Source organism: [Muricauda] lutisoli (nom. illeg.), from assembly GCF_017313105.1.
In the GTDB taxonomy this organism is placed as follows: domain Bacteria; phylum Bacteroidota; class Bacteroidia; order Flavobacteriales; family Flavobacteriaceae; genus Flagellimonas; species Flagellimonas lutisoli.
The window spans coordinates 351,240-368,369 of record NZ_JAFLND010000001.1; the positions used below are offsets into that span (position 1 = coordinate 351,240).

Below are 17,130 nucleotides of genomic sequence, written 5' to 3' on the forward strand. Positions count from 1 at the left end.
GGGAAATTAGTCGTTCTTGTTGATCAAGGACTTTCTCCATTTTTTAAAGGAAACACGGAATATGCGAATCTCTTTTCTAAGGAGGTTCAGGTATTCCTTTTCTTTTACCCCGTCACGTTCCAATCCATTGCAATAAGCCAAGATGTTACGGGTCATGATGTTTACGTAAGAAAGGCTCCTCATACGAACGGACGGGCAATTGCTCAATGCGGCTTGTTCGACCTCTTTGGTAATAAGGTCGGCATCGGCCAACAGGGATTTGGAAATGTCATCTCGGAAAGAATCTATTTTGCGCAGGGACAAAATCTCTCTGTTTTGGGCAAAATAAGCCGCAACCGCTTCGCTCATGTCGCGAAGGGCCAAAGATCTACGGTATACACCAAGGGAATTAAGAGAATGTCTCTCCATGTTTTTCTAGCAATTTTGTATTATAAAATTAAGCACGATTCAATTTTTTTTACTTTTGTTAATAAAGCTATTATTCGATTTTACTTTCGATAACAAAAAAATAGTGGTATATTTCTTTATATATGAAGATAGATGACTTGAATTGGCAAATATTGAACCATTTGCAGCAAAATGCGAGGGAATCATTTGCCAATATTGGTAGGAAAATCGGGTTGACACCACCCGCTGTGGCGGAGCGCGTGAAAAAGATGGAAGACCTCGGGATTATTGAGCGTTATGGAGCCAACATTTCTTATGTTGAAGCTGGTTATCAGCTTAAGGCCATAATTATGTTGAGGGCTTTTATGGGAAAGTTGAAGCCTTTTCTGGATAAGGTAAAAACCTTTCAAGAGGTGGTCAATTGTTATCGAATAACGGGTAATGAAAACATCATTATGGAGGTAGTGCTCAGAGATCAATCGCATTTAGAAAAATTTATTGATGAACTTATCGTTTATGGAGAATGTAGGACGCACATTGTATTGTCCAATGTTGTAGCTAATTCACCCATCAAAAAAAGTAAGGTGAGTAAATAGCTTTCTTGTTAAATTGGTTATTTGAAACATACTTTGGCTGGATTTTTGTGAACTTAGAATTATGAAAAAAACATACTTGCTAACCTTTCTGACCTTTTTTTGTGCAATTTCAGTCTTTTCGCAACTAATGGTGTTGAAAAAGGGGGAGATTGTTGAAAATCTCTCGATCAAAGATTCTACCAATAGTAAATACTCCATATATATTCCCAAAGAATTCTCCATGGATAAGGAATGGCCGTTACTTATGGTGATAGATGCTGAGGGAGAGGAAGAAAAAGCACTTTCTATGTTTGTGTTGGCCGCCGAAAAAGAAGGATATGTTTTGGCTGCTCCTAAATTGGCCGATAGTATTTCGTTGTCCAAGAACATGGTGGTCACAAGTAGGGTAATCCAAGAAATTGTCGGTATGTTGCCCATAAAGGCAAATCGGATTTATGCGGCAGGAGCAGCATCTGGAGGCCAATTTGCAAGTTTGGTCCCTGTTCTAATTAATAATGTGAGCGGCGCCATGTCGATTGGTGCATCTTTGGCCAATAGAGAAATTATCAATATCAAGGATTCTTTTCATTTTGTTGGTATTGTCAGTAAAGAGAATTTTAGTTACCCATTTATGCTCACCGATACCAAATTGTTGGACAAGTATAAGTTTCCCAATCAAATGTTACTTTTTGATGGTGATGGAAAATGGCCAGGTGTTTCTTATATAGAAAAAGGGATGCAACTCTTTACTTTGGATGCAATGGGCAGAAAATGGATTTCCATGGATTCTACCTATGTGGAGCGAGCCTATAAAAAGGATTTGGATAAGGTAAATCAATTGAAAAGTATTGGTGATTTATTGTGGGCTGAGCATTATATGACCGAAATGATGTCCATGTACGGAGCTTTTAAAAATATGGACTCCCTTAGATCGGCACAAAAAGACCTAAGAAGAAACAAGGACTTCAAGTTGATGAAAAGGGCAGAAAATGCTGCCTTTTTACAGGAATCCATGCTTAAGGAGGACTACCAATACTATATGGAAGATGATCTCTACGCCCATAATTTCAATAATTTGGGGTGGTGGAATTATCAAATGGGGGAGATACATAAATTCATCTCGGGCTCAAAACCATTCGAAAAACAAATGGGACATCGATTGTTGGGTTTTGTGAATGCCTTGGCCGAGGATAATATTGAAATTATTTCGTCGGAAGCGGTGGTAGATGAAGATGCTTTGGCATTTTTATACATGCTAAAAACTATTTTGGAACCCGATAATTTCGATTTCTACTTTAAGATCATTTCTCTAAGTGCCAAGAACGATGATTTTGGTACCTCACTGTTTTATTTGGAAGAGTTGTTGAAAAAAGGTTTTAAGGATAAGGAAAAACTCTATAGCCTGGAAAATATCGCTTTGTTCCGTATTACACCCGAATTCAACCAAGTTGTCTCAAAATATTTGGAGGATGCTCGGTATGATATCGAAGTTGAGGAAAACCGACCATAGCTCAAAATTTGAAGCCTTCCGAGTTTAAGCTGTATTTTTGCATAAATATCTTCTGAATGAAATATGCAGTCTTACTTTCTATGGTTTTTTTAATGTCCTGTGGACAAGGTAAAAAGTACCACGATGACGAAGAAAAAGTAACTTCCAAATCCGATGTGATTGCGGATATCCTCGAATATCAGAAGGAGCAAAATGAAAGTTTTAAAGATCCTGATTCTTCTCCGTTACCGGATAAATACCGTAAAGACTTTGATGGTCTTGATTTTTTTGAACCCGACACCACTTATATTGTAAAAGCACGTTTTGAGCGCACTCCCGATGCGGAACCTTTCCTTATGCCAACAACAACGGATAGACAAACCCAGGAAGTAGTTTACGGAATCGCACATTTTACACTAAATGGTGCAGAGCATCAATTGGAGGTATACCAAAGTTTGGGTTTAATGGATGATGAAGAATACGAGGATTATCTGTTTTTGCCTTTTTTGGACAATACCAATGGGGAAGAAACTTATGGAGGGGGGAGGTACATTGATTTGAGCATTCCCAAAGGCGACACTTTGGTAATAGATTTTAACAAAGCCTACAATCCTTACTGTGTATATAATAAAAAGTACTCCTGCCCTCTAGTGCCAAGGCAAAACTATTTGAGAACTAAAGTGAGAGCAGGAGTGAAAAATTTTATCAAGGACTAAAAAAAGCCTTATTCCTAATGGAGTAAGGCTTTTTCATATCCATATCTATCTATTCTTAGAAGGAGTAAATAGCAGCGATCAAGAAAGAAGACTGGTTGCTTGTGAAAGCTCCGTCGCTATCTACATAAGGCTCTATATCGTTCCCCCAAGTGTCCAAACGTACCTCTGGTTTTATAATAAGATTGTCTTTTGTAAAGCTACCGGTCAATGTTAGCCCAAGAACAGGGGAATCATCATCAACGGCATCGTCAGTGAACGTCATATATTCTCCACGAAGTCCAATGGCAAAATTATCGGATGTTGTTAATTGTGGATAGATGGCTGCACCATAGAAACCAGTTCCTGTTTCTGAGTTGTCATTGTAAGCTGCATTGATTCCAAAGAAGAAATCCTCAGTAAGATCAAATCCTCCAGTGTAATCAATTTCAAAACCAAGACCACCACTTTTGCCGCTATCGTAGTAAAGGTTCAAGAATTGACCGTAAGCACCTAGTTGACCACCCAAGGAATATTCACCAGAATCACTGATGTCGTTGGTGTCCCATGGATTCATCACTGCAAGCATTAAGCTAACATCATCGGACAGGGCAAAATCTGCCTTTACTCCCAAGTGTGAAAATGGTCCATTGGAGAATAGGTAAGAAACACTGTAGTTGAAGTTGGCTTGTGGAGCAATCACTTCATATCCTAAAAAGGTGTTGAAACGCCCCATGGTCAATGTTGTGCTCTCGGAAACATTCCAATACACATAGGCCTGGTTGATGATACCGTTAAGTACATCGTTGTTAAAAGTGGCCTCGGTACCCCTAGGTCCAAAAACCAAGTCAACTACAACACCTGTATCACCCATGTCGTAGGTACCAACTAGGTTGGCCATACCCAATGCAAAACCAGTTTGGTTTGCAAAAGAAGTAAAGGAGGCAGTGGTGGATTCTCCGGCATCGTGGAAGGTAGTTCTGTAATAGGCATCAACAGATCCACTTAGGCTAAATTTAGATGCTTCTTCCTCTTGTGCTGAGGCCGAAAATGTTACCATTGAAATGATGGCGATAGCCAAAATTTTTCCGAAATTTGTATTTATAATCGTTTTCATATCATAATCATTTTAAGTTGTCCTTTTAGCGAAGGACAGTTAGTTGTATAATTGTGAGTTTGATTGAGAAGGTTATCTAACGGAGCGTTTGGCAGAACGCTCCGTTTCCTTTTGTCAATCTTTTTGTGAGTTTGAAACTATTTGTCTTGTGAAATATGTTCTGGATAAGCTTCAACACCATGTTCGTGCATGTCCAAGCCATCAACTTCCTCTTGCTCCGATACACGAAGTCCGATAGTTTTCTTCAAAATAAAGAGTACTACAAAGGAGGCGACCGCTGCCCAAACAATATAGGCCAAAGACCCATAGGTCTGAACCCAAAGTAGTTTTCCGCTACCACCATAGAACAATCCACCATCCAATGCGAATAGGCCGATCAATACAGTTCCTAGGAATCCGCATACTCCGTGAACGGAAATGGCTCCTACTGGATCGTCAATCTTAAGTTTCTTATCAATAAATTCGATGGATAGTACCACTACAATTCCACACACTAAACCAATGGCAAGGGCTCCCCATGCGTTTACGGATCCACACCCAGCGGTAATACCTACCAGACCGGCCAATGCACCGTTCAAGGTCATGGAGATATCAGCTTTACCATATCTGGCCCACGTAAAGAACAGGGCTGCAATGGCGCCAATTGCGGCTGCTAGGTTGGTATTGATGATAACACTTGTAGCACCGATGGTATCGTCACCGCCCCAAGCCAATTGGGAGCCACCGTTAAATCCGAACCATCCTAACCATAGGATGAACACACCAAGTGCACCAAAGGCCATGTTGTGTCCCGGAATCGCCTGAGCTTTTCCGTCTACATATTTACCAATTCTTGGCCCAACCAAAATGGCAGCTACCAATGCAGCGGCACCACCTACGGCATGTACTACGGATGAACCTGCAAAATCTACAAATCCTGCTGTGTTCAGCCATGCATCGTCATCAAATGGCCAGTACCAGCTACCTGAAATAGGATAAATCAGTGTGGTAAGGATAGCGGAGAAAATCAAATAAGTTGAGAATTTGGTTCTTCCAGCAATCGCTCCCGATACAATGGTTGCTGCTGTGGCACAGAACACCGTTTGGAAAAACAGGTTGTACCAATCATCAGCACTAAAAAAGAAATATCCTTGATCGGATGGACTGGATCTAAAAAATCCACCACCTACAAGGTCGCTACCATACATAATGGCATAACCTACTGCCCAGAACATAACCGAACCAACGGCTAAGTCCATTACGTTTTTCATAATTATATTACCACTGTTCTTGCTACGGGTAAAACCTATCTCCAATAGGGTAAATCCTGCCTGCATAAAAAACACCAAAATGGCTGCCAGGGTAATCCACAATGCGCCCATGTCGCCAGTAATGGCTTCAACGGCTTTATCTATCGCTTCTTGTTCTTGTACAATCATAATCTAAGTTTTTAAGTTTTTTGGCTAATAATGTTAGTTGATTCCGGCGCTTCCGCTTTCCTTTGTCCTGATCCTGTAGGCTTCGATCACATCGGAGACGAAAATTTTTCCATCACCTACGTTGCCTGTTCCTGCAGTATCCAGTAAAACATTCACGGTTTTTTCCAGAAAGTCATCGCTAACCACGATAACCAAATACCTTCTCTGTATATCGCTTGTACTATAGGAGATACCACGATACACATGTCCTTGTTTCTCATTTCCAACTCCAGTTACATCCCAGTAACTAAAGAAGTTGACCTCAATTTGATGCAGGGCTTTCTTTACCTCATCAAATTTGGATTTTCTGATAATTGCCTCGACTTTTTTCATAATTAAGTAGTTAATTGATGGGCCAAATATATAGGAATTCAATCGAGACTATTGAAAATTGGAGGGTAGTTCCATGATTTTTATGGGTATAAGAAAAATACCCCTTTAATTTTAGGGGTATTTAATTTTAGGTTAACTTTTGTTATCTTTTTGTTGATTTAATCTTAATATTAAAGCTCTTTATCTTAATTTTTTTCAAGAAAATGGCTTTAACACATGATGAATGTTCATTTTTTAACAAATTTTAACTATAAAAACACAATTTGTAACGGCTAAATGTTTTTGGCGATCCATAATCCTAAAACCACAGCCAAAACTCCGACACCAATACTAGAGAACATGTAAATGGCCAAATTGAGAAGGTCGCCATTTTTTAGAAAAGAATGTTTCTCAAAAGCAAATGCGGAAAACGTAGTAAATCCACCACAAAATCCGGTGGCCAAGAACAGCGTATTATTATAGGTGAGTATGTTTCCTTTAGCGGAAAGCCCTAAAAAAAGGCCAATCAACAGACAGCCTAACATATTGACCAAAAAGGTCCCCAAGAAGAAATTATGAAAAAGAGGGTTGAGCGGTTTGGAAATCAAATAGCGAAGAACGCTTCCAAATCCCCCTCCAAAAAAGACAAGTAAGGCCTGTTTCATGACCTAAAGGTACAAACTATACCGCTTCCTTATATTCGGTTTCTACAGCCTCACGGGGGAAAAGTTTGGTAGTTGAGGCCTCTGAAATCCGTTGGATCGGTTTAGTGAACCTTTCCTTTGCTCCATTGACGCTGAAAATCAGCAGAATGGCGTTCACGGCAAGCAATACAAAAAGTATACTAAAAAATACAGTCATTGAGGTTAGGTGCTTAAGTATTGTTGGACAAAAGTACGGGTTTTCCTATAAGAACGAAATCTAGGCGCTGCTATTGTTGTGAAAGGAGGAATTTTTGTGGTAACGGCAATTTAACCGTTAATTTTTGAGGAAGTATTTAATTATGAACAGGATAATTATAAAAGCTATGAATGAAATCAGAATCCAAATAACACCTTTATAGTTTTTCTTGTGTAGTTTTTTATCCTTTCTGTACGATAATGAGATGATTATGACGAAGGCGATAAAAAATAAGGCCGCAAAAATTATCTGTCCTGTGCTGAACATATTTTATATTTTTATGCAAAGCTAAATCAAATAAGTGTAATGGAAAGTAAAATTAAAGCCGTGGAGCTATTCCACAATTCTTTCGGCCTCGGGGTTTCCCAAAAGCCAAAAGCTGATTTGGGAAAGGACAAGAACAAACTTCGATTTAATTTGATGGACGAGGAAAACCAGGAATATTTGGAAGCCGCAAATAATGGTGATTTGATTGAAGTGGCGGATGCCTTGGGAGACATGCTGTACATTTTATGCGGAACCATTCTGGAGCATGGTATGCAATACAAGATTGAAGAAGTTTTTGAGGAAATACAGCGAAGTAATATGAGCAAACTAGGTGATGACGGAAAGCCTATTTACCGCGAGGATGGTAAGGTGCTCAAGGGGCCAAACTACTTTAAGCCGGACATCCAAACCATTATAGATAAATAAAAAAGGCGCCACCTGGCGCCTTTTCTTTTTTTATTGGGTGACTTCGTATCGCCATCCGAATTTATCTTCGGCACGGTTGTATTGAATGTCCGTGATCCTTTTCTTTAACAAGGACGCATAGCTTTCCTCCAATTCGGGCAGGTCGTAATCTTTGCCATGGTAACCAAAACCTGAAATAGGAGATACCACAGCGGCAGTACCAGCACCGAACATTTCTTTTAAGGAGCCATTCTCTGCGGCTTCCACCAATTCGTGAACGGATATTTTTCTAACCTCGGTTTTAATGCCTTCGTCCTTGGCAATGTCCAAAATGCTTTTTCTCGTTATCCCATCCAAGATACGGTCACTGGTTGGGGCTGTCAATAAGGTGTCCTCAATGCGAACAAAAACATTCATGGCACCTGCTTCCTCTATAAACTCATGGGTGTTGTCATCGGTCCAGATTACTTGTTGGTAACCTTTTTCGGCTGCCAGTTGTGTTGGGTAAAATTGACCGGCGTAGTTACCGCCTGCTTTTGCATATCCTACACCACCGTTTGCTGCTCTGGAGTACGTTTCTTCAATGAGTACTTTTACCTTGCCAGAGAAATAGGCTCCTGAAGGTGCACAGGCGATGATGAATTTATACTCATCGGCAGGAGAGGCATGGAATCCGTTTCCTGAAGCAAAAACAAAAGGCCTTATATATAAGGAGCTACCTGGGTTTTGTGGTATCCAATCACTTTCCAGCTGGATCAGTGCATTTAGACCTTCCATAAAATAAGCTTCAGGTATTTCTGGAATGGCCAACCTTTTCGCCGATTTGTTCAAGCGTTTCCAGTTTTCCTCGGGTCTAAAGAGCCATGCTTTCCCATTTTCGTCCTTGTAGGCCTTCATGCCTTCAAAAATGGATTGCCCATAATGGAAAATCTTTGCGGATGGGTCCAGTGTAATGGATTGGTAGGGAACCACTTTGGGCTCCGACCACTTACCGTTCTTATAATCACAGACCAACATATGGTCGGAATAGACACTTCCAAAGGAAAGATTGTCAAAATCCACATCGTGGATTTTGGATGATTTTGTTTTCTCTACAGCAATTTTGTTAGCCATTGTTTCCATATCACTTACATTTACCGTGTTAAAATTAGCTATTTATTGTTAGTTTTGGATGTTTCAGAAACCTAAATGTCATACTTGACCTACAATTAATTAAATGTTATCAAAAATGAGAATTTTTAACACTTTTGCTGCAGTTTTTTTAGTGGGTGTTTCGCTTGTTTCGTGCAAACAGGAAATTATTAAGGGTGATTATTTTGGAGAAGAATTTGAAGTTTCTCGAAAGGCTTCAAAAACATCCGCTCCTTTTGATGGAATCTCGGGCAAGGATTCTCTGCAGACCCAAATTATAGGTGAAATCAAGGAAGTTTGTCAGTCCAAAGGCTGCTGGATGAAGGTGCAATTGGATTCCGACGACGAAGTTTTTGTCCGATTTAAGGATTATGGGTTTTTTGTTCCCAAAGATGCGGCAGGAAAAAAAGTGGTGATGAACGGTGCGGCCTTTTTTGAGGAAATGTCTGTGGAAGACCAAAGACATTATGCAGAAGACGAAGGTGCCTCCGAAGATGAGTTGGCCCAAATAACCGCTCCCAAGAAAACGCTAAGGTTTGAAGCGGAAGGGGTACTGATCGCCAACCAACCTTGAAACGAAAAATAATCACGACCGGTGATGGTTCCAAGACCATCCAAATTGAGGACTGGGACGAACAGTACCACTCTAAGCACGGTGCGGTTCAAGAAGCCTATCATGTTTTTATAAAACATGGTTTAAGATTATTTCAAAATGAAAAAATCAATTTACTGGAGATAGGTTTTGGAACGGGCTTGAATGCTCTAATCACTTTTCATGAAGCGATAGAACAACAGTTACAGATTGATTATGTAGGTGTGGAGGCTTTTCCTGTTTCTATTGAAGAAGTAAATCAATTGGGCTATTGTGAGCAGTTGGGGTTTGAAGATTTGGAAGTATCCTTCCAAAAAATGCACAGTTCCCCTTGGGAAAAGACCATTTCAATTACACCTGATTTTTCCATTTTAAAGCAAAAAAGAGATTTTAAGCAGATCAATGAGGAAAATCTGTTCAACCTTGTTTATTTTGATGCTTTTGGTGCTAGAGTGCAGCCCGAACTCTGGACCGAGGAGATTTTCTTGCAAATGTATCGGGCATTGCAAGTAAATGGTGTTTTGGTCACCTATGCTGCCAAAGGTAGCGTACGAAGGGCCATGCAAGCGGTTGGATTTACGGTGGAACGATTGCCCGGGCCTCCAGGAAAAAGAGAAATGCTTCGCGCCAAAAAACTATAGTATTTGCCAAGGATGTGTTAACTGGCCAGTGATAGGTGTCATAAATTGTACTAAAGTTTAAACAAATATGTTAAACCTAAATTAAGGTCTCAAAAACAGACGATTAAACTTATAAATTTGTATAAAATGATAGTATGAAGGTGTTGATAACAGGTGCTACGGGATTGGTGGGGCAGACCATAGTAGAGGTTTTGCACCAAAGAGGTATTCCCGTAAATTATTTGACCACAAGCAAAGAAAAGATTACTTCCAAAGAAGATTTCCATGGTTTTTATTGGAATCCGGCCAAAGGGGAAATAGACTTGGAGTGCTTTAAGGATGTTCAGGCCATAATTAATTTGGCCGGCACCAATATAGCCAAACGTTGGACTCCTGAGCATAGAAAAAAAGTACTTTCCAGCCGTGTAGATAGTCTGCAGACACTTAAAAAAGGACTGGAGCAGTCCAATAATCGAGAAGTGGAATGTTTGGTTTCCGCTTCGGCCATTGGTATTTACCCCAGCTCCATGTGTGATTATTATGAAGAGGATACAGATAAGGTGGACAATGGCTTCCTAGGAGAGGTTGTGACCAAATGGGAAGCTGAGGCAGAAACATTTAAGGACTTAGGAGTTGATGTGGCCAAAATCCGGATCGGTCTGGTTTTGTCCAAAGATGGTGGAGCTCTGCCCAAAATGGCCCTGCCCATTAAAAACTTTGTAGGTGCACCCATAGGTAGTGGTGATCAATGGCAATCTTGGATTCATATTGAAGATTTGGCACAGATGTTTGCTTTTGCCGTTGAAAACAACCTGCAAGGAACATATAATGGCGTGGCTCCAAACCCTGTTACAAATACAAAGCTTACCAAAGAATTGGCTAGAATTTTGGATAGACCTCTTTGGATGCCCAATGTTCCCGCGTTTATTTTAAAAGTGATTTTGGGCAAAATGTCGACACTTTTGTTGGCTAGCCAGCGTGTAAGCAGTAAAAAGATTGAAGATGAGGGGTTTTCCTTTCAGTATGTAAATATTTGTCAAGCGCTGAAAGCTTTGTACGCACCTCAAGGGGAAGAAGGAGTTCCTGTATCCATTGAGGCATAGGAACCCATTTTCATGACGATTTTAATGTGTAAAGTCCGCTTCGGCGGCTTTTTTTATGTTTTGCGGTGACATTTTGACATTTTTGGACAATTGGCAGTACTTTTGCCACTTCAAATCGGAATAAATAACAATAGAACATGAGCGATAAAAGTAAGGTTGAGGAAATGGAAGATGAGCCTAAAAAAGGGCAAACCGAAGAGAGTACTGAGCTGAACGATGAGCATATAGAAGCCAAAAACGAGGAAGAGAACGGGGAAGAACTTTCCGAAGAGGAAAAGTTACGCGAGGATTTGGCCAAGGAAAAGGAAAAGTTCCTTAGACTTTTTGCAGAGTTTGAAAATTACAAGCGAAGAACTTCTAAGGAGCGTATGGATTTGTTCAAAACAGCTGGACAGGAGGTCATGGTGGCCTTGTTGCCCATTATGGATGATTTTGATCGTGCCTTAAAGGAACTCTCCAAGTCGGAGGACAAAGAAATGTTCAAAGGAGTTGAACTCATCAGCAATAAGTTCAAGGAGACCCTTAAGAACAAAGGTTTGGAACAAGTTCAGGTGGAGCCCGGGGATACATTCGATGCCGAGGTGCACGATGCCATCACGCAAATACCGGCACCTGACAAGAAAATGAAAGGGAAAATCATAGATGTCGTTGAAAAAGGTTTCAAACTTGGTGACCGAATCATCAGACATCCAAAAGTTGTTGTTGGAAACTAAAGCTGTATGAAGGAAGATTATTACGAAATATTGGGAGTCTCCAAAGGAGCTTCAGCTGCAGAAATAAAAAAGGCCTACCGAAAAAAGGCCATCGAATTCCACCCGGATAAGAATCCAGGCGATACCAAAGCTGAGGAAATGTTCAAGAAATCCGCCGAGGCTTATGAAGTGTTGGGCAACCCTGACAAAAGGGCAAAGTATGACCAATTTGGCCATGCAGCCTTCGATGGTAGCGGAGGATTTGGCGGCGGAGGTATGAACATGGATGATATCTTTAGTCAGTTCGGTGATATTTTTGGAGGAGCCTTTGGCGGTGGATTCAGCGGATTTGGTGGATTTGGCGGCGGACAACGCAGGGCCAAGGGAAGCAACTTGCGTATTCGTGTAAAGTTGACGCTGGAAGAAGTTGCCAACGGAGTGGAGAAGAAAGTCAAGGTAAGGCGTAAGCTTCAAGCGGACGGCGTAACCTATAAAACCTGTCCCACTTGTAATGGTACCGGACAGATTACCAAGATTACCAATACCATATTGGGTAGAATGCAAACGGCAACCACTTGTACTACTTGCGGCGGCGCAGGGCAGTCCATAGACAAAAAACCTGCTGGAGCCGATGCTCAGGGCCTAAAAGTGGAAGAGGAGACCGTTTCCATTAAAATACCACCGGGAGTAGAGGACGGCATGCAACTTAAAGTAGCAGGAAAAGGTAACGATGCCCCTGGTAACGGAATAGCAGGGGATTTGTTGGTGGCCATTGAAACTTTGGAGCACGATACCCTAAAGCGTGAAGGGGACAACCTACATTATGATTTGTACATAAGTATGCCCGAGGCAGTTCTGGGCAGTTCCAAAGAAATTGACGCAATAGGCGGGAAAGTCCGTATAAAACTGGAACCAGGCCTACAGTCTGGAAAAATTTTAAGGCTCAGAGGCAAGGGAATCAACAGTCTCAATGGCTATGGAGCAGGAGATTTGTTGGTGCACGTAAATGTTTGGACACCAAAGAATATAAATAAAGAGCAAAAGGAATTTTTTGAGCGTATGCAGGACGATGACAATTTTGTCCCCAGGCCCGAAAAATCTGATAAATCCTTTTTTGAGAAGGTAAAAGATATGTTCTCTTAAGAATAAAAACCTTCTGTTAAAATAAAAAACGTATATTTGAAACTGATGTTGGGTGACCGATATCTAATTTTCTTTTTCATAGCAATTTTTTTCCCATCCTTGATTTTTTTAAGGGTGGGTTTTTGTTTTTATAGGAAATAAGGTATCCAGCAAATACATATCTTTGAAAAAATTGTTTACATGGATCATATCCTTGTTGCCGAAAATGTGACCAAAACTTATGGTGATTACACAGCGCTGAGCAACATTTCACTACAAATTCCCACGAATTGCATTTATGGACTCTTGGGTCCTAACGGGGCCGGTAAAACCTCGTTCATCAGGATTATCAATCAAATAACGCATCAGGATTCCGGTGATATTTTTTTGAATGGTGAACCTTTGGCCCCAAAGCATATTGCATCCATTGGGTACCTGCCCGAGGAACGAGGGTTGTATAAAAGTATGAAAGTAGGCGAGCAGGCATTGTACTTGGCGCAATTGAAAGGATTGTCCAAAAGCGAGGCCAAGAAGCGTCTTCTATATTGGTTCGACCGCTTGAACATTGGGGATTGGTGGGATAAAAAGATACAAGAGCTCTCGAAGGGGATGGCACAAAAAATTCAGTTTATTGTTACCGTGCTCCATGAACCCAAACTATTGATCTTTGATGAGCCTTTCAGTGGTTTTGACCCCATAAATGCCAACATCATCAAGGATGAAATCCTTCAACTAAAGGAAAACGGAACCTCTATTATTTTTTCCACACACCGAATGGAATCGGTGGAAGAGCTATGTGAGCACATTGCCCTTATACACAAATCGGAAAAAATCCTTGACGGAAAATTGTCCGATATCAAAAAAGCCTACAAGAGCAATATATTCGATGTAGGTCTTTATGTGGAAAAAGATGCAGCTGCAATGATGCGTTCATTGAAAGACAAATTCAATATTCTTTCCTCTGTGGTTGATGCCGATGAAAATCAATTGAACTTTAAGGTGCAATTGTCATCCTATCAAACAGGGGACATTTTAACGGAACTTTCCAAAGGTGCCAATATTAACAGGTTCGAGGAAACCATACCATCTGCTAACGATATTTTTATTCAAACCGTAAACAACAAGGACAATGGCCAGTAAATTAGGGTTGATCATTAAACGGGAGTATTTGGCCAAGGTGCGCAACCGTTCCTTTGTTGTTATGACCATTTTAAGTCCACTTTTAATGGTTGGAATGATTGTTCTTATAGCCTATTTGGCCAAGGTAAATGACGATGAGACCAGAGTGGTGACGGTTTTGAACGAAAGTTCCTTTTTTCAAAGTGACTTCAATCCCTCAAAAAATATTTCTTTCGTTCATCTGAAAGATTTGAGTTTGGAGCAGGCAAAAGATTCCACTACGGCATTGGAATATTACGGATTGCTGTACATTCCACCGGCTCCGACCGTCGAGCAGGTTGCCAATGCCGCTTATCTGTATACCAAGGACAATCCAAACACATCGGTGACACAGGAATTGGAGGATATATTTCAGAGCCGTTTGAGACAAGACAGGTTGCAAAAGTTGGGGGTGAGTTCTGAGCAATTTTCCAGTGTGGAAAAATCTTTCGAAATAAATCTTTCAACGTTCGATGGAGAAAAGAGTATGAAAGGTATCAACGAGATCAAAGCTTTTATCGGGGGAGGTTTTGGATACGCCATCATGATGTTCATTATTATTTACGGCGGTTTTGTGATGCGAAGTGTGATCGAAGAAAAAACCAGTAGGATCATCGAGGTGATCATTTCCTCGGTAAAGCCTTTTCAATTAATGCTGGGCAAGATCATTGGTAATTCCTTGGCGGGAATCACGCAGTTTTCCATCTGGATTATCTCCGCATCAGTATTAATGTTTGTAGTTGTATTGATTTTTGGGGTGGACCTGACAGCGCTTTCTGCGGACAGTACTGGTGTGACTCCTGGAGCAATGGGCGTGTCTCAATTAGGTGCAATGGATAGTGAAATGATGATGTACGCAAAAGAAATTTACGATATTCCTTGGGGCTTATTGATTATATCTTTCTTCATATATTTTGTTCTGGGGTATCTTATTTACAGTTCCATTTACGCAGCCATTGGTGCGGCTGTGGATAATGAGACAGATACACAGCAATTTATTTTCCCTATTATATTACCTTTAATGTTGGCTATTTATGTTGGGTTCTTTTCCGTATTCAGTAATCCACATGGGCCCATTGCAGTCGGGTTTTCGTTGTTTCCATTAACATCACCAATTGTAATGCTGATGAGGTTGCCTGGGGGAGTAGGGGAAGGAGGAGTGCCCTTATGGCAATTTTTATTGTCTATATTTCTTTTGATCGTTACCTTTTTGGGTATCGTATCATTGGCGGCTAAAATTTATAGAACCGGTATCTTAATGTACGGTAAAAAGCCTACATACAAAGAATTGATTAAGTGGTTAAGATATTAGAGCAGTATGCAAGAAGGAGCAGAAGATATAAAGGAAATTATACAGGAAGATGTTTGGGGGTCCATTAAAGATTTTTTAGATCTGGGATTCCATATTGGTCAGGGCGAAAAATCCATTCACCTTACCATTGGATTATTGTTGCTTTTAACCCTAACATTGATCGCAACAAACTTTATACTTAAATGGCTACGGCATCTCATAACCCGAAAAATGCAACAGGAAGACAAGCAAAAGTTTTCCAGTGTTTTTAAGTTCCTGAACTATGTAATTTACCTGATTGCAGTTTTGGTCACCTTAAGTGCTGCAGGGGTGGACATTACCTTGGTAATTACGGCATCGGCCGCGCTGTTCGTTGGTTTGGGGCTCGCCTTGCAAGAATTGTTCAAAGATATTCTTGGAGGTATTTTTATTATAGTCGACAAATCCCTGCAAGTTGGGGATGTTGTGGAAGTAGATGGGAAAGTAGGCAAGGTGTTCGAAATTAAATTGCGCACCACTAGGGCCATTACACGTGACGACAAGGTGTTGATACTGCCCAACCATAAATTTATAAGCGACATTGTTTACAATTATACTCAAAACCATAGAACCACACGTGAAAAAGTAAGTGTGGGTGTAGCTTATGGAAGTGATGTTGATCTGGTGACGAAAATATTGGAGGAAATAGCCCATGGGCAAAGGCAGGTACTCAAAAGCCCAAAACCATTTGTACTTTTTGAGGATTTTGGGGATTCGGCCTTGATTTTTTCCATATACTTTTTTACCAACGATACTTTTAGGGACCCAAGGATAAAAAGCGAAATGCGTTATAAGATCAATGCCAAGTTCAAAGAGAACAACGTTAGTATACCGTTCCCACAGCGCGACATACACATTATTCAGCCTAAACAATAGATAGACATAAAAAACTCAGTTAACCATATTGCAATCAGAAAGTGGTTCATTTTCATTGTAATACTTTGCGGCTCCAATATATGGGCACAGAGCACGGATATTTTTAGGGTGGAATACCTCAATATCCCCGAAAATGATACAGGGATCAAAACACAACGCTATAAGGCGCTTCTGAATTTGCCCATAAAGCTCAATGAAAAGGAGGATTATCTTATTACCGGAATGGAATACAATCGTTTCGATATGGGATATTCCGAGAATTTGCCTTTTGATAAAAGTGAACTGATACGCTTTCATGTTATCGATTTGAATGTGGGCTACCTCACCAAATGGAATGAAAATTGGAACCTGGTCACCATTTTAACACCAAGAATGGCTTCCAATTTCATGAACGGTACCGTTACCGACGATTTTTTTATGAATGCCACTGCAACTTTTTGGAAAGAACGCCCAAATGCAGATAAGCCGTATCGTATTGTTTTGGGGTTGACCTACAATAGCACAACCGGATTACCGGTGCCCCTTCCCTTGGTCAACTATTATCGTAGGTTTCATCCCAATTGGTCGTTTACGTTTGGAATACCAAAATCAAGTTTACGGCATTACTTCAATAAAAAGCATTCCTTGGAAATGGCACTATTATTGGATGGTTACTTTATAAACCTTCAGAACGATATTCTTTTGGACAACGGCCAAGTGGCTTCGAAGATATCGCTTACTTCATTGTTGGGAACATTGGTGTACCAATATAATATATCCAAGAGAATGTCGCTTTTTGCCATGGTCGGTAAAACGGTTGTTCAGGAAGGAATATTAAGAAATGATGATCAAGGCAAGGTTTATTTGTTGAATGACGAATCAAATTTTTATATTAGAACAGGCTTCAAAATAGGAGTATTTTAAAT

At 40.4% G+C, this 17,130-nt stretch carries 20 protein-coding genes; 13 read left to right on the forward strand and 7 right to left on the reverse strand.

The window, feature by feature from the left end; all coding sequences use genetic code 11:
* Nucleotides 1–6: 6 nt before the first annotated feature.
* Nucleotides 7–408 (reverse strand): hypothetical protein, encoded by a 402-nt coding sequence (locus J0X13_RS01670; protein ID WP_207027773.1) that lies wholly within the window; start codon nt 406–408, stop codon nt 7–9.
* 122 nt (nt 409–530) lie between these two features.
* Here J0X13_RS01670 and J0X13_RS01675 point away from each other — a divergent pair, with 122 nt between their 5' ends.
* The 3 genes from J0X13_RS01675 (at nt 531) to J0X13_RS01685 (ending at nt 3,167) form a co-directional block, all read left to right on the forward strand.
* A complete protein-coding gene (locus J0X13_RS01675; protein ID WP_207069749.1) occupies nt 531–983 on the forward strand; it encodes an Lrp/AsnC family transcriptional regulator in 453 nt (150 codons plus the stop codon).
* A 127-nt stretch (nt 984–1,110) separates the two neighbouring features.
* Entirely contained in the window at nt 1,111–2,472 is a 1,362-nt protein-coding gene (locus J0X13_RS01680; protein WP_242535592.1) for an alpha/beta hydrolase, read from the forward strand.
* A 56-nt stretch (nt 2,473–2,528) separates the two neighbouring features.
* The gene (locus tag J0X13_RS01685; protein ID WP_207069751.1) at nt 2,529–3,167 is read left to right on the forward strand and encodes a DUF1684 domain-containing protein; all 639 of its coding nucleotides are present in this window, start codon (nt 2,529–2,531) and stop codon (nt 3,165–3,167) included.
* A gap of 55 nt (nt 3,168–3,222) precedes the next feature.
* Here J0X13_RS01685 and J0X13_RS01690 read toward each other — a convergent pair whose 3' ends face one another.
* The 5 genes from J0X13_RS01690 to J0X13_RS01710 all read right to left on the reverse strand — a co-directional run bounded on the left by J0X13_RS01690 (nt 3,223) and on the right by J0X13_RS01710 (nt 6,890).
* Nucleotides 3,223–4,260, reverse strand: coding sequence for an outer membrane beta-barrel protein (locus J0X13_RS01690; protein WP_207069752.1), 1,038 nt, complete (start codon nt 4,258–4,260; stop codon nt 3,223–3,225).
* A gap of 137 nt (nt 4,261–4,397) precedes the next feature.
* Entirely contained in the window at nt 4,398–5,678 is a 1,281-nt protein-coding gene (locus tag J0X13_RS01695) for an ammonium transporter (RefSeq protein ID WP_207069753.1), read from the reverse strand.
* Between the two features lie 33 nt (nt 5,679–5,711).
* Nucleotides 5,712–6,050 (reverse strand): P-II family nitrogen regulator, encoded by a 339-nt coding sequence (locus J0X13_RS01700; RefSeq protein ID WP_127139216.1) that lies wholly within the window; start codon nt 6,048–6,050, stop codon nt 5,712–5,714.
* Between the two features lie 272 nt (nt 6,051–6,322).
* The gene (gene crcB / locus J0X13_RS01705; protein ID WP_207069754.1) at nt 6,323–6,694 is read right to left on the reverse strand and encodes a fluoride efflux transporter CrcB; all 372 of its coding nucleotides are present in this window, start codon (nt 6,692–6,694) and stop codon (nt 6,323–6,325) included.
* 16 nt (nt 6,695–6,710) lie between these two features.
* Nucleotides 6,711–6,890 (reverse strand): hypothetical protein, encoded by a 180-nt coding sequence (locus J0X13_RS01710; protein WP_207069755.1) that lies wholly within the window; start codon nt 6,888–6,890, stop codon nt 6,711–6,713.
* 345 nt (nt 6,891–7,235) lie between these two features.
* Here J0X13_RS01710 and J0X13_RS01715 point away from each other — a divergent pair, with 345 nt between their 5' ends.
* Nucleotides 7,236–7,622: a pyrophosphohydrolase domain-containing protein gene (locus J0X13_RS01715; protein ID WP_207069756.1), complete on the forward strand. Its 387-nt coding sequence runs from the start codon at nt 7,236–7,238 to the stop codon at nt 7,620–7,622.
* A gap of 30 nt (nt 7,623–7,652) precedes the next feature.
* On the opposite strand, the gene J0X13_RS01720 is transcribed toward J0X13_RS01715, so the two are convergent.
* A complete protein-coding gene (locus J0X13_RS01720) occupies nt 7,653–8,723 on the reverse strand; it encodes a branched-chain amino acid aminotransferase (RefSeq protein WP_207069757.1) in 1,071 nt (356 codons plus the stop codon).
* Nucleotides 8,724–8,829: 106 nt separating this feature from the next.
* Here J0X13_RS01720 and J0X13_RS01725 point away from each other — a divergent pair, with 106 nt between their 5' ends.
* The 9 genes from J0X13_RS01725 to J0X13_RS01765 all read left to right on the forward strand — a co-directional run bounded on the left by J0X13_RS01725 (nt 8,830) and on the right by J0X13_RS01765 (nt 17,128).
* Nucleotides 8,830–9,306, forward strand: a complete 477-nt coding sequence (locus J0X13_RS01725) for a DUF4920 domain-containing protein (RefSeq protein WP_207069758.1) — start codon at nt 8,830–8,832, stop codon at nt 9,304–9,306.
* Entirely contained in the window at nt 9,303–9,965 is a 663-nt protein-coding gene (gene mnmC2, locus J0X13_RS01730; protein ID WP_207069759.1) for a tRNA (5-methylaminomethyl-2-thiouridine)(34)-methyltransferase MnmC2, read from the forward strand. The genes J0X13_RS01725 and mnmC2 overlap by 4 nt, the downstream gene beginning before the upstream one ends.
* A gap of 134 nt (nt 9,966–10,099) precedes the next feature.
* Nucleotides 10,100–11,047, forward strand: coding sequence for a TIGR01777 family oxidoreductase (locus J0X13_RS01735; RefSeq protein WP_207069760.1), 948 nt, complete (start codon nt 10,100–10,102; stop codon nt 11,045–11,047).
* A 137-nt stretch (nt 11,048–11,184) separates the two neighbouring features.
* Nucleotides 11,185–11,760 (forward strand): nucleotide exchange factor GrpE, encoded by a 576-nt coding sequence (locus J0X13_RS01740; RefSeq protein ID WP_207069761.1) that lies wholly within the window; start codon nt 11,185–11,187, stop codon nt 11,758–11,760.
* 6 nt (nt 11,761–11,766) lie between these two features.
* A complete protein-coding gene (gene dnaJ, locus J0X13_RS01745) occupies nt 11,767–12,882 on the forward strand; it encodes a molecular chaperone DnaJ (protein ID WP_207069762.1) in 1,116 nt (371 codons plus the stop codon).
* A 180-nt stretch (nt 12,883–13,062) separates the two neighbouring features.
* Nucleotides 13,063–14,001: an ABC transporter ATP-binding protein gene (locus J0X13_RS01750; protein WP_207069763.1), complete on the forward strand. Its 939-nt coding sequence runs from the start codon at nt 13,063–13,065 to the stop codon at nt 13,999–14,001.
* Nucleotides 13,991–15,331, forward strand: a complete 1,341-nt coding sequence (locus J0X13_RS01755; RefSeq protein ID WP_207069764.1) for an ABC transporter permease — start codon at nt 13,991–13,993, stop codon at nt 15,329–15,331. Before J0X13_RS01750 ends, J0X13_RS01755 begins: the two co-directional genes overlap by 11 nt.
* A 6-nt stretch (nt 15,332–15,337) precedes the next feature.
* Entirely contained in the window at nt 15,338–16,225 is an 888-nt protein-coding gene (locus J0X13_RS01760) for a mechanosensitive ion channel family protein (protein WP_207027729.1), read from the forward strand.
* A 108-nt stretch (nt 16,226–16,333) separates the two neighbouring features.
* Nucleotides 16,334–17,128, forward strand: a complete 795-nt coding sequence (locus tag J0X13_RS01765; protein WP_313786179.1) for a DUF6268 family outer membrane beta-barrel protein — start codon at nt 16,334–16,336, stop codon at nt 17,126–17,128.
* Nucleotides 17,129–17,130: the final 2 nt, after the last annotated feature.

Coding starts and splice junctions, on each gene's coding strand:
- J0X13_RS01740 (WP_207069761.1), top strand. CDS start 11,185: ATGAGCGATAAAAGTAAGGTTGAGGAAATGGAAGATGAGCCTAAAAAA.
- J0X13_RS01720 (WP_207069757.1), bottom strand. CDS start 8,723: ATGGAAACAATGGCTAACAAAATTGCTGTAGAGAAAACAAAATCATCC.
- J0X13_RS01700 (WP_127139216.1), bottom strand. CDS start 6,050: ATGAAAAAAGTCGAGGCAATTATCAGAAAATCCAAATTTGATGAGGTA.
- J0X13_RS01695 (WP_207069753.1), bottom strand. CDS start 5,678: ATGATTGTACAAGAACAAGAAGCGATAGATAAAGCCGTTGAAGCCATT.
- dnaJ (WP_207069762.1), top strand. CDS start 11,767: ATGAAGGAAGATTATTACGAAATATTGGGAGTCTCCAAAGGAGCTTCA.
- crcB (WP_207069754.1), bottom strand. CDS start 6,694: ATGAAACAGGCCTTACTTGTCTTTTTTGGAGGGGGATTTGGAAGCGTT.
- J0X13_RS01675 (WP_207069749.1), top strand. CDS start 531: ATGAAGATAGATGACTTGAATTGGCAAATATTGAACCATTTGCAGCAA.
- J0X13_RS01735 (WP_207069760.1), top strand. CDS start 10,100: ATGAAGGTGTTGATAACAGGTGCTACGGGATTGGTGGGGCAGACCATA.
- J0X13_RS01760 (WP_207027729.1), top strand. CDS start 15,338: ATGCAAGAAGGAGCAGAAGATATAAAGGAAATTATACAGGAAGATGTT.
- J0X13_RS01690 (WP_207069752.1), bottom strand. CDS start 4,260: ATGAAAACGATTATAAATACAAATTTCGGAAAAATTTTGGCTATCGCC.
- J0X13_RS01725 (WP_207069758.1), top strand. CDS start 8,830: ATGAGAATTTTTAACACTTTTGCTGCAGTTTTTTTAGTGGGTGTTTCG.
- J0X13_RS01670 (WP_207027773.1), bottom strand. CDS start 408: ATGGAGAGACATTCTCTTAATTCCCTTGGTGTATACCGTAGATCTTTG.
- J0X13_RS01680 (WP_242535592.1), top strand. CDS start 1,111: ATGGTGTTGAAAAAGGGGGAGATTGTTGAAAATCTCTCGATCAAAGAT.
- J0X13_RS01750 (WP_207069763.1), top strand. CDS start 13,063: ATGGATCATATCCTTGTTGCCGAAAATGTGACCAAAACTTATGGTGAT.
- J0X13_RS01755 (WP_207069764.1), top strand. CDS start 13,991: ATGGCCAGTAAATTAGGGTTGATCATTAAACGGGAGTATTTGGCCAAG.
- J0X13_RS01715 (WP_207069756.1), top strand. CDS start 7,236: ATGGAAAGTAAAATTAAAGCCGTGGAGCTATTCCACAATTCTTTCGGC.
- J0X13_RS01710 (WP_207069755.1), bottom strand. CDS start 6,890: ATGACTGTATTTTTTAGTATACTTTTTGTATTGCTTGCCGTGAACGCC.
- J0X13_RS01685 (WP_207069751.1), top strand. CDS start 2,529: ATGAAATATGCAGTCTTACTTTCTATGGTTTTTTTAATGTCCTGTGGA.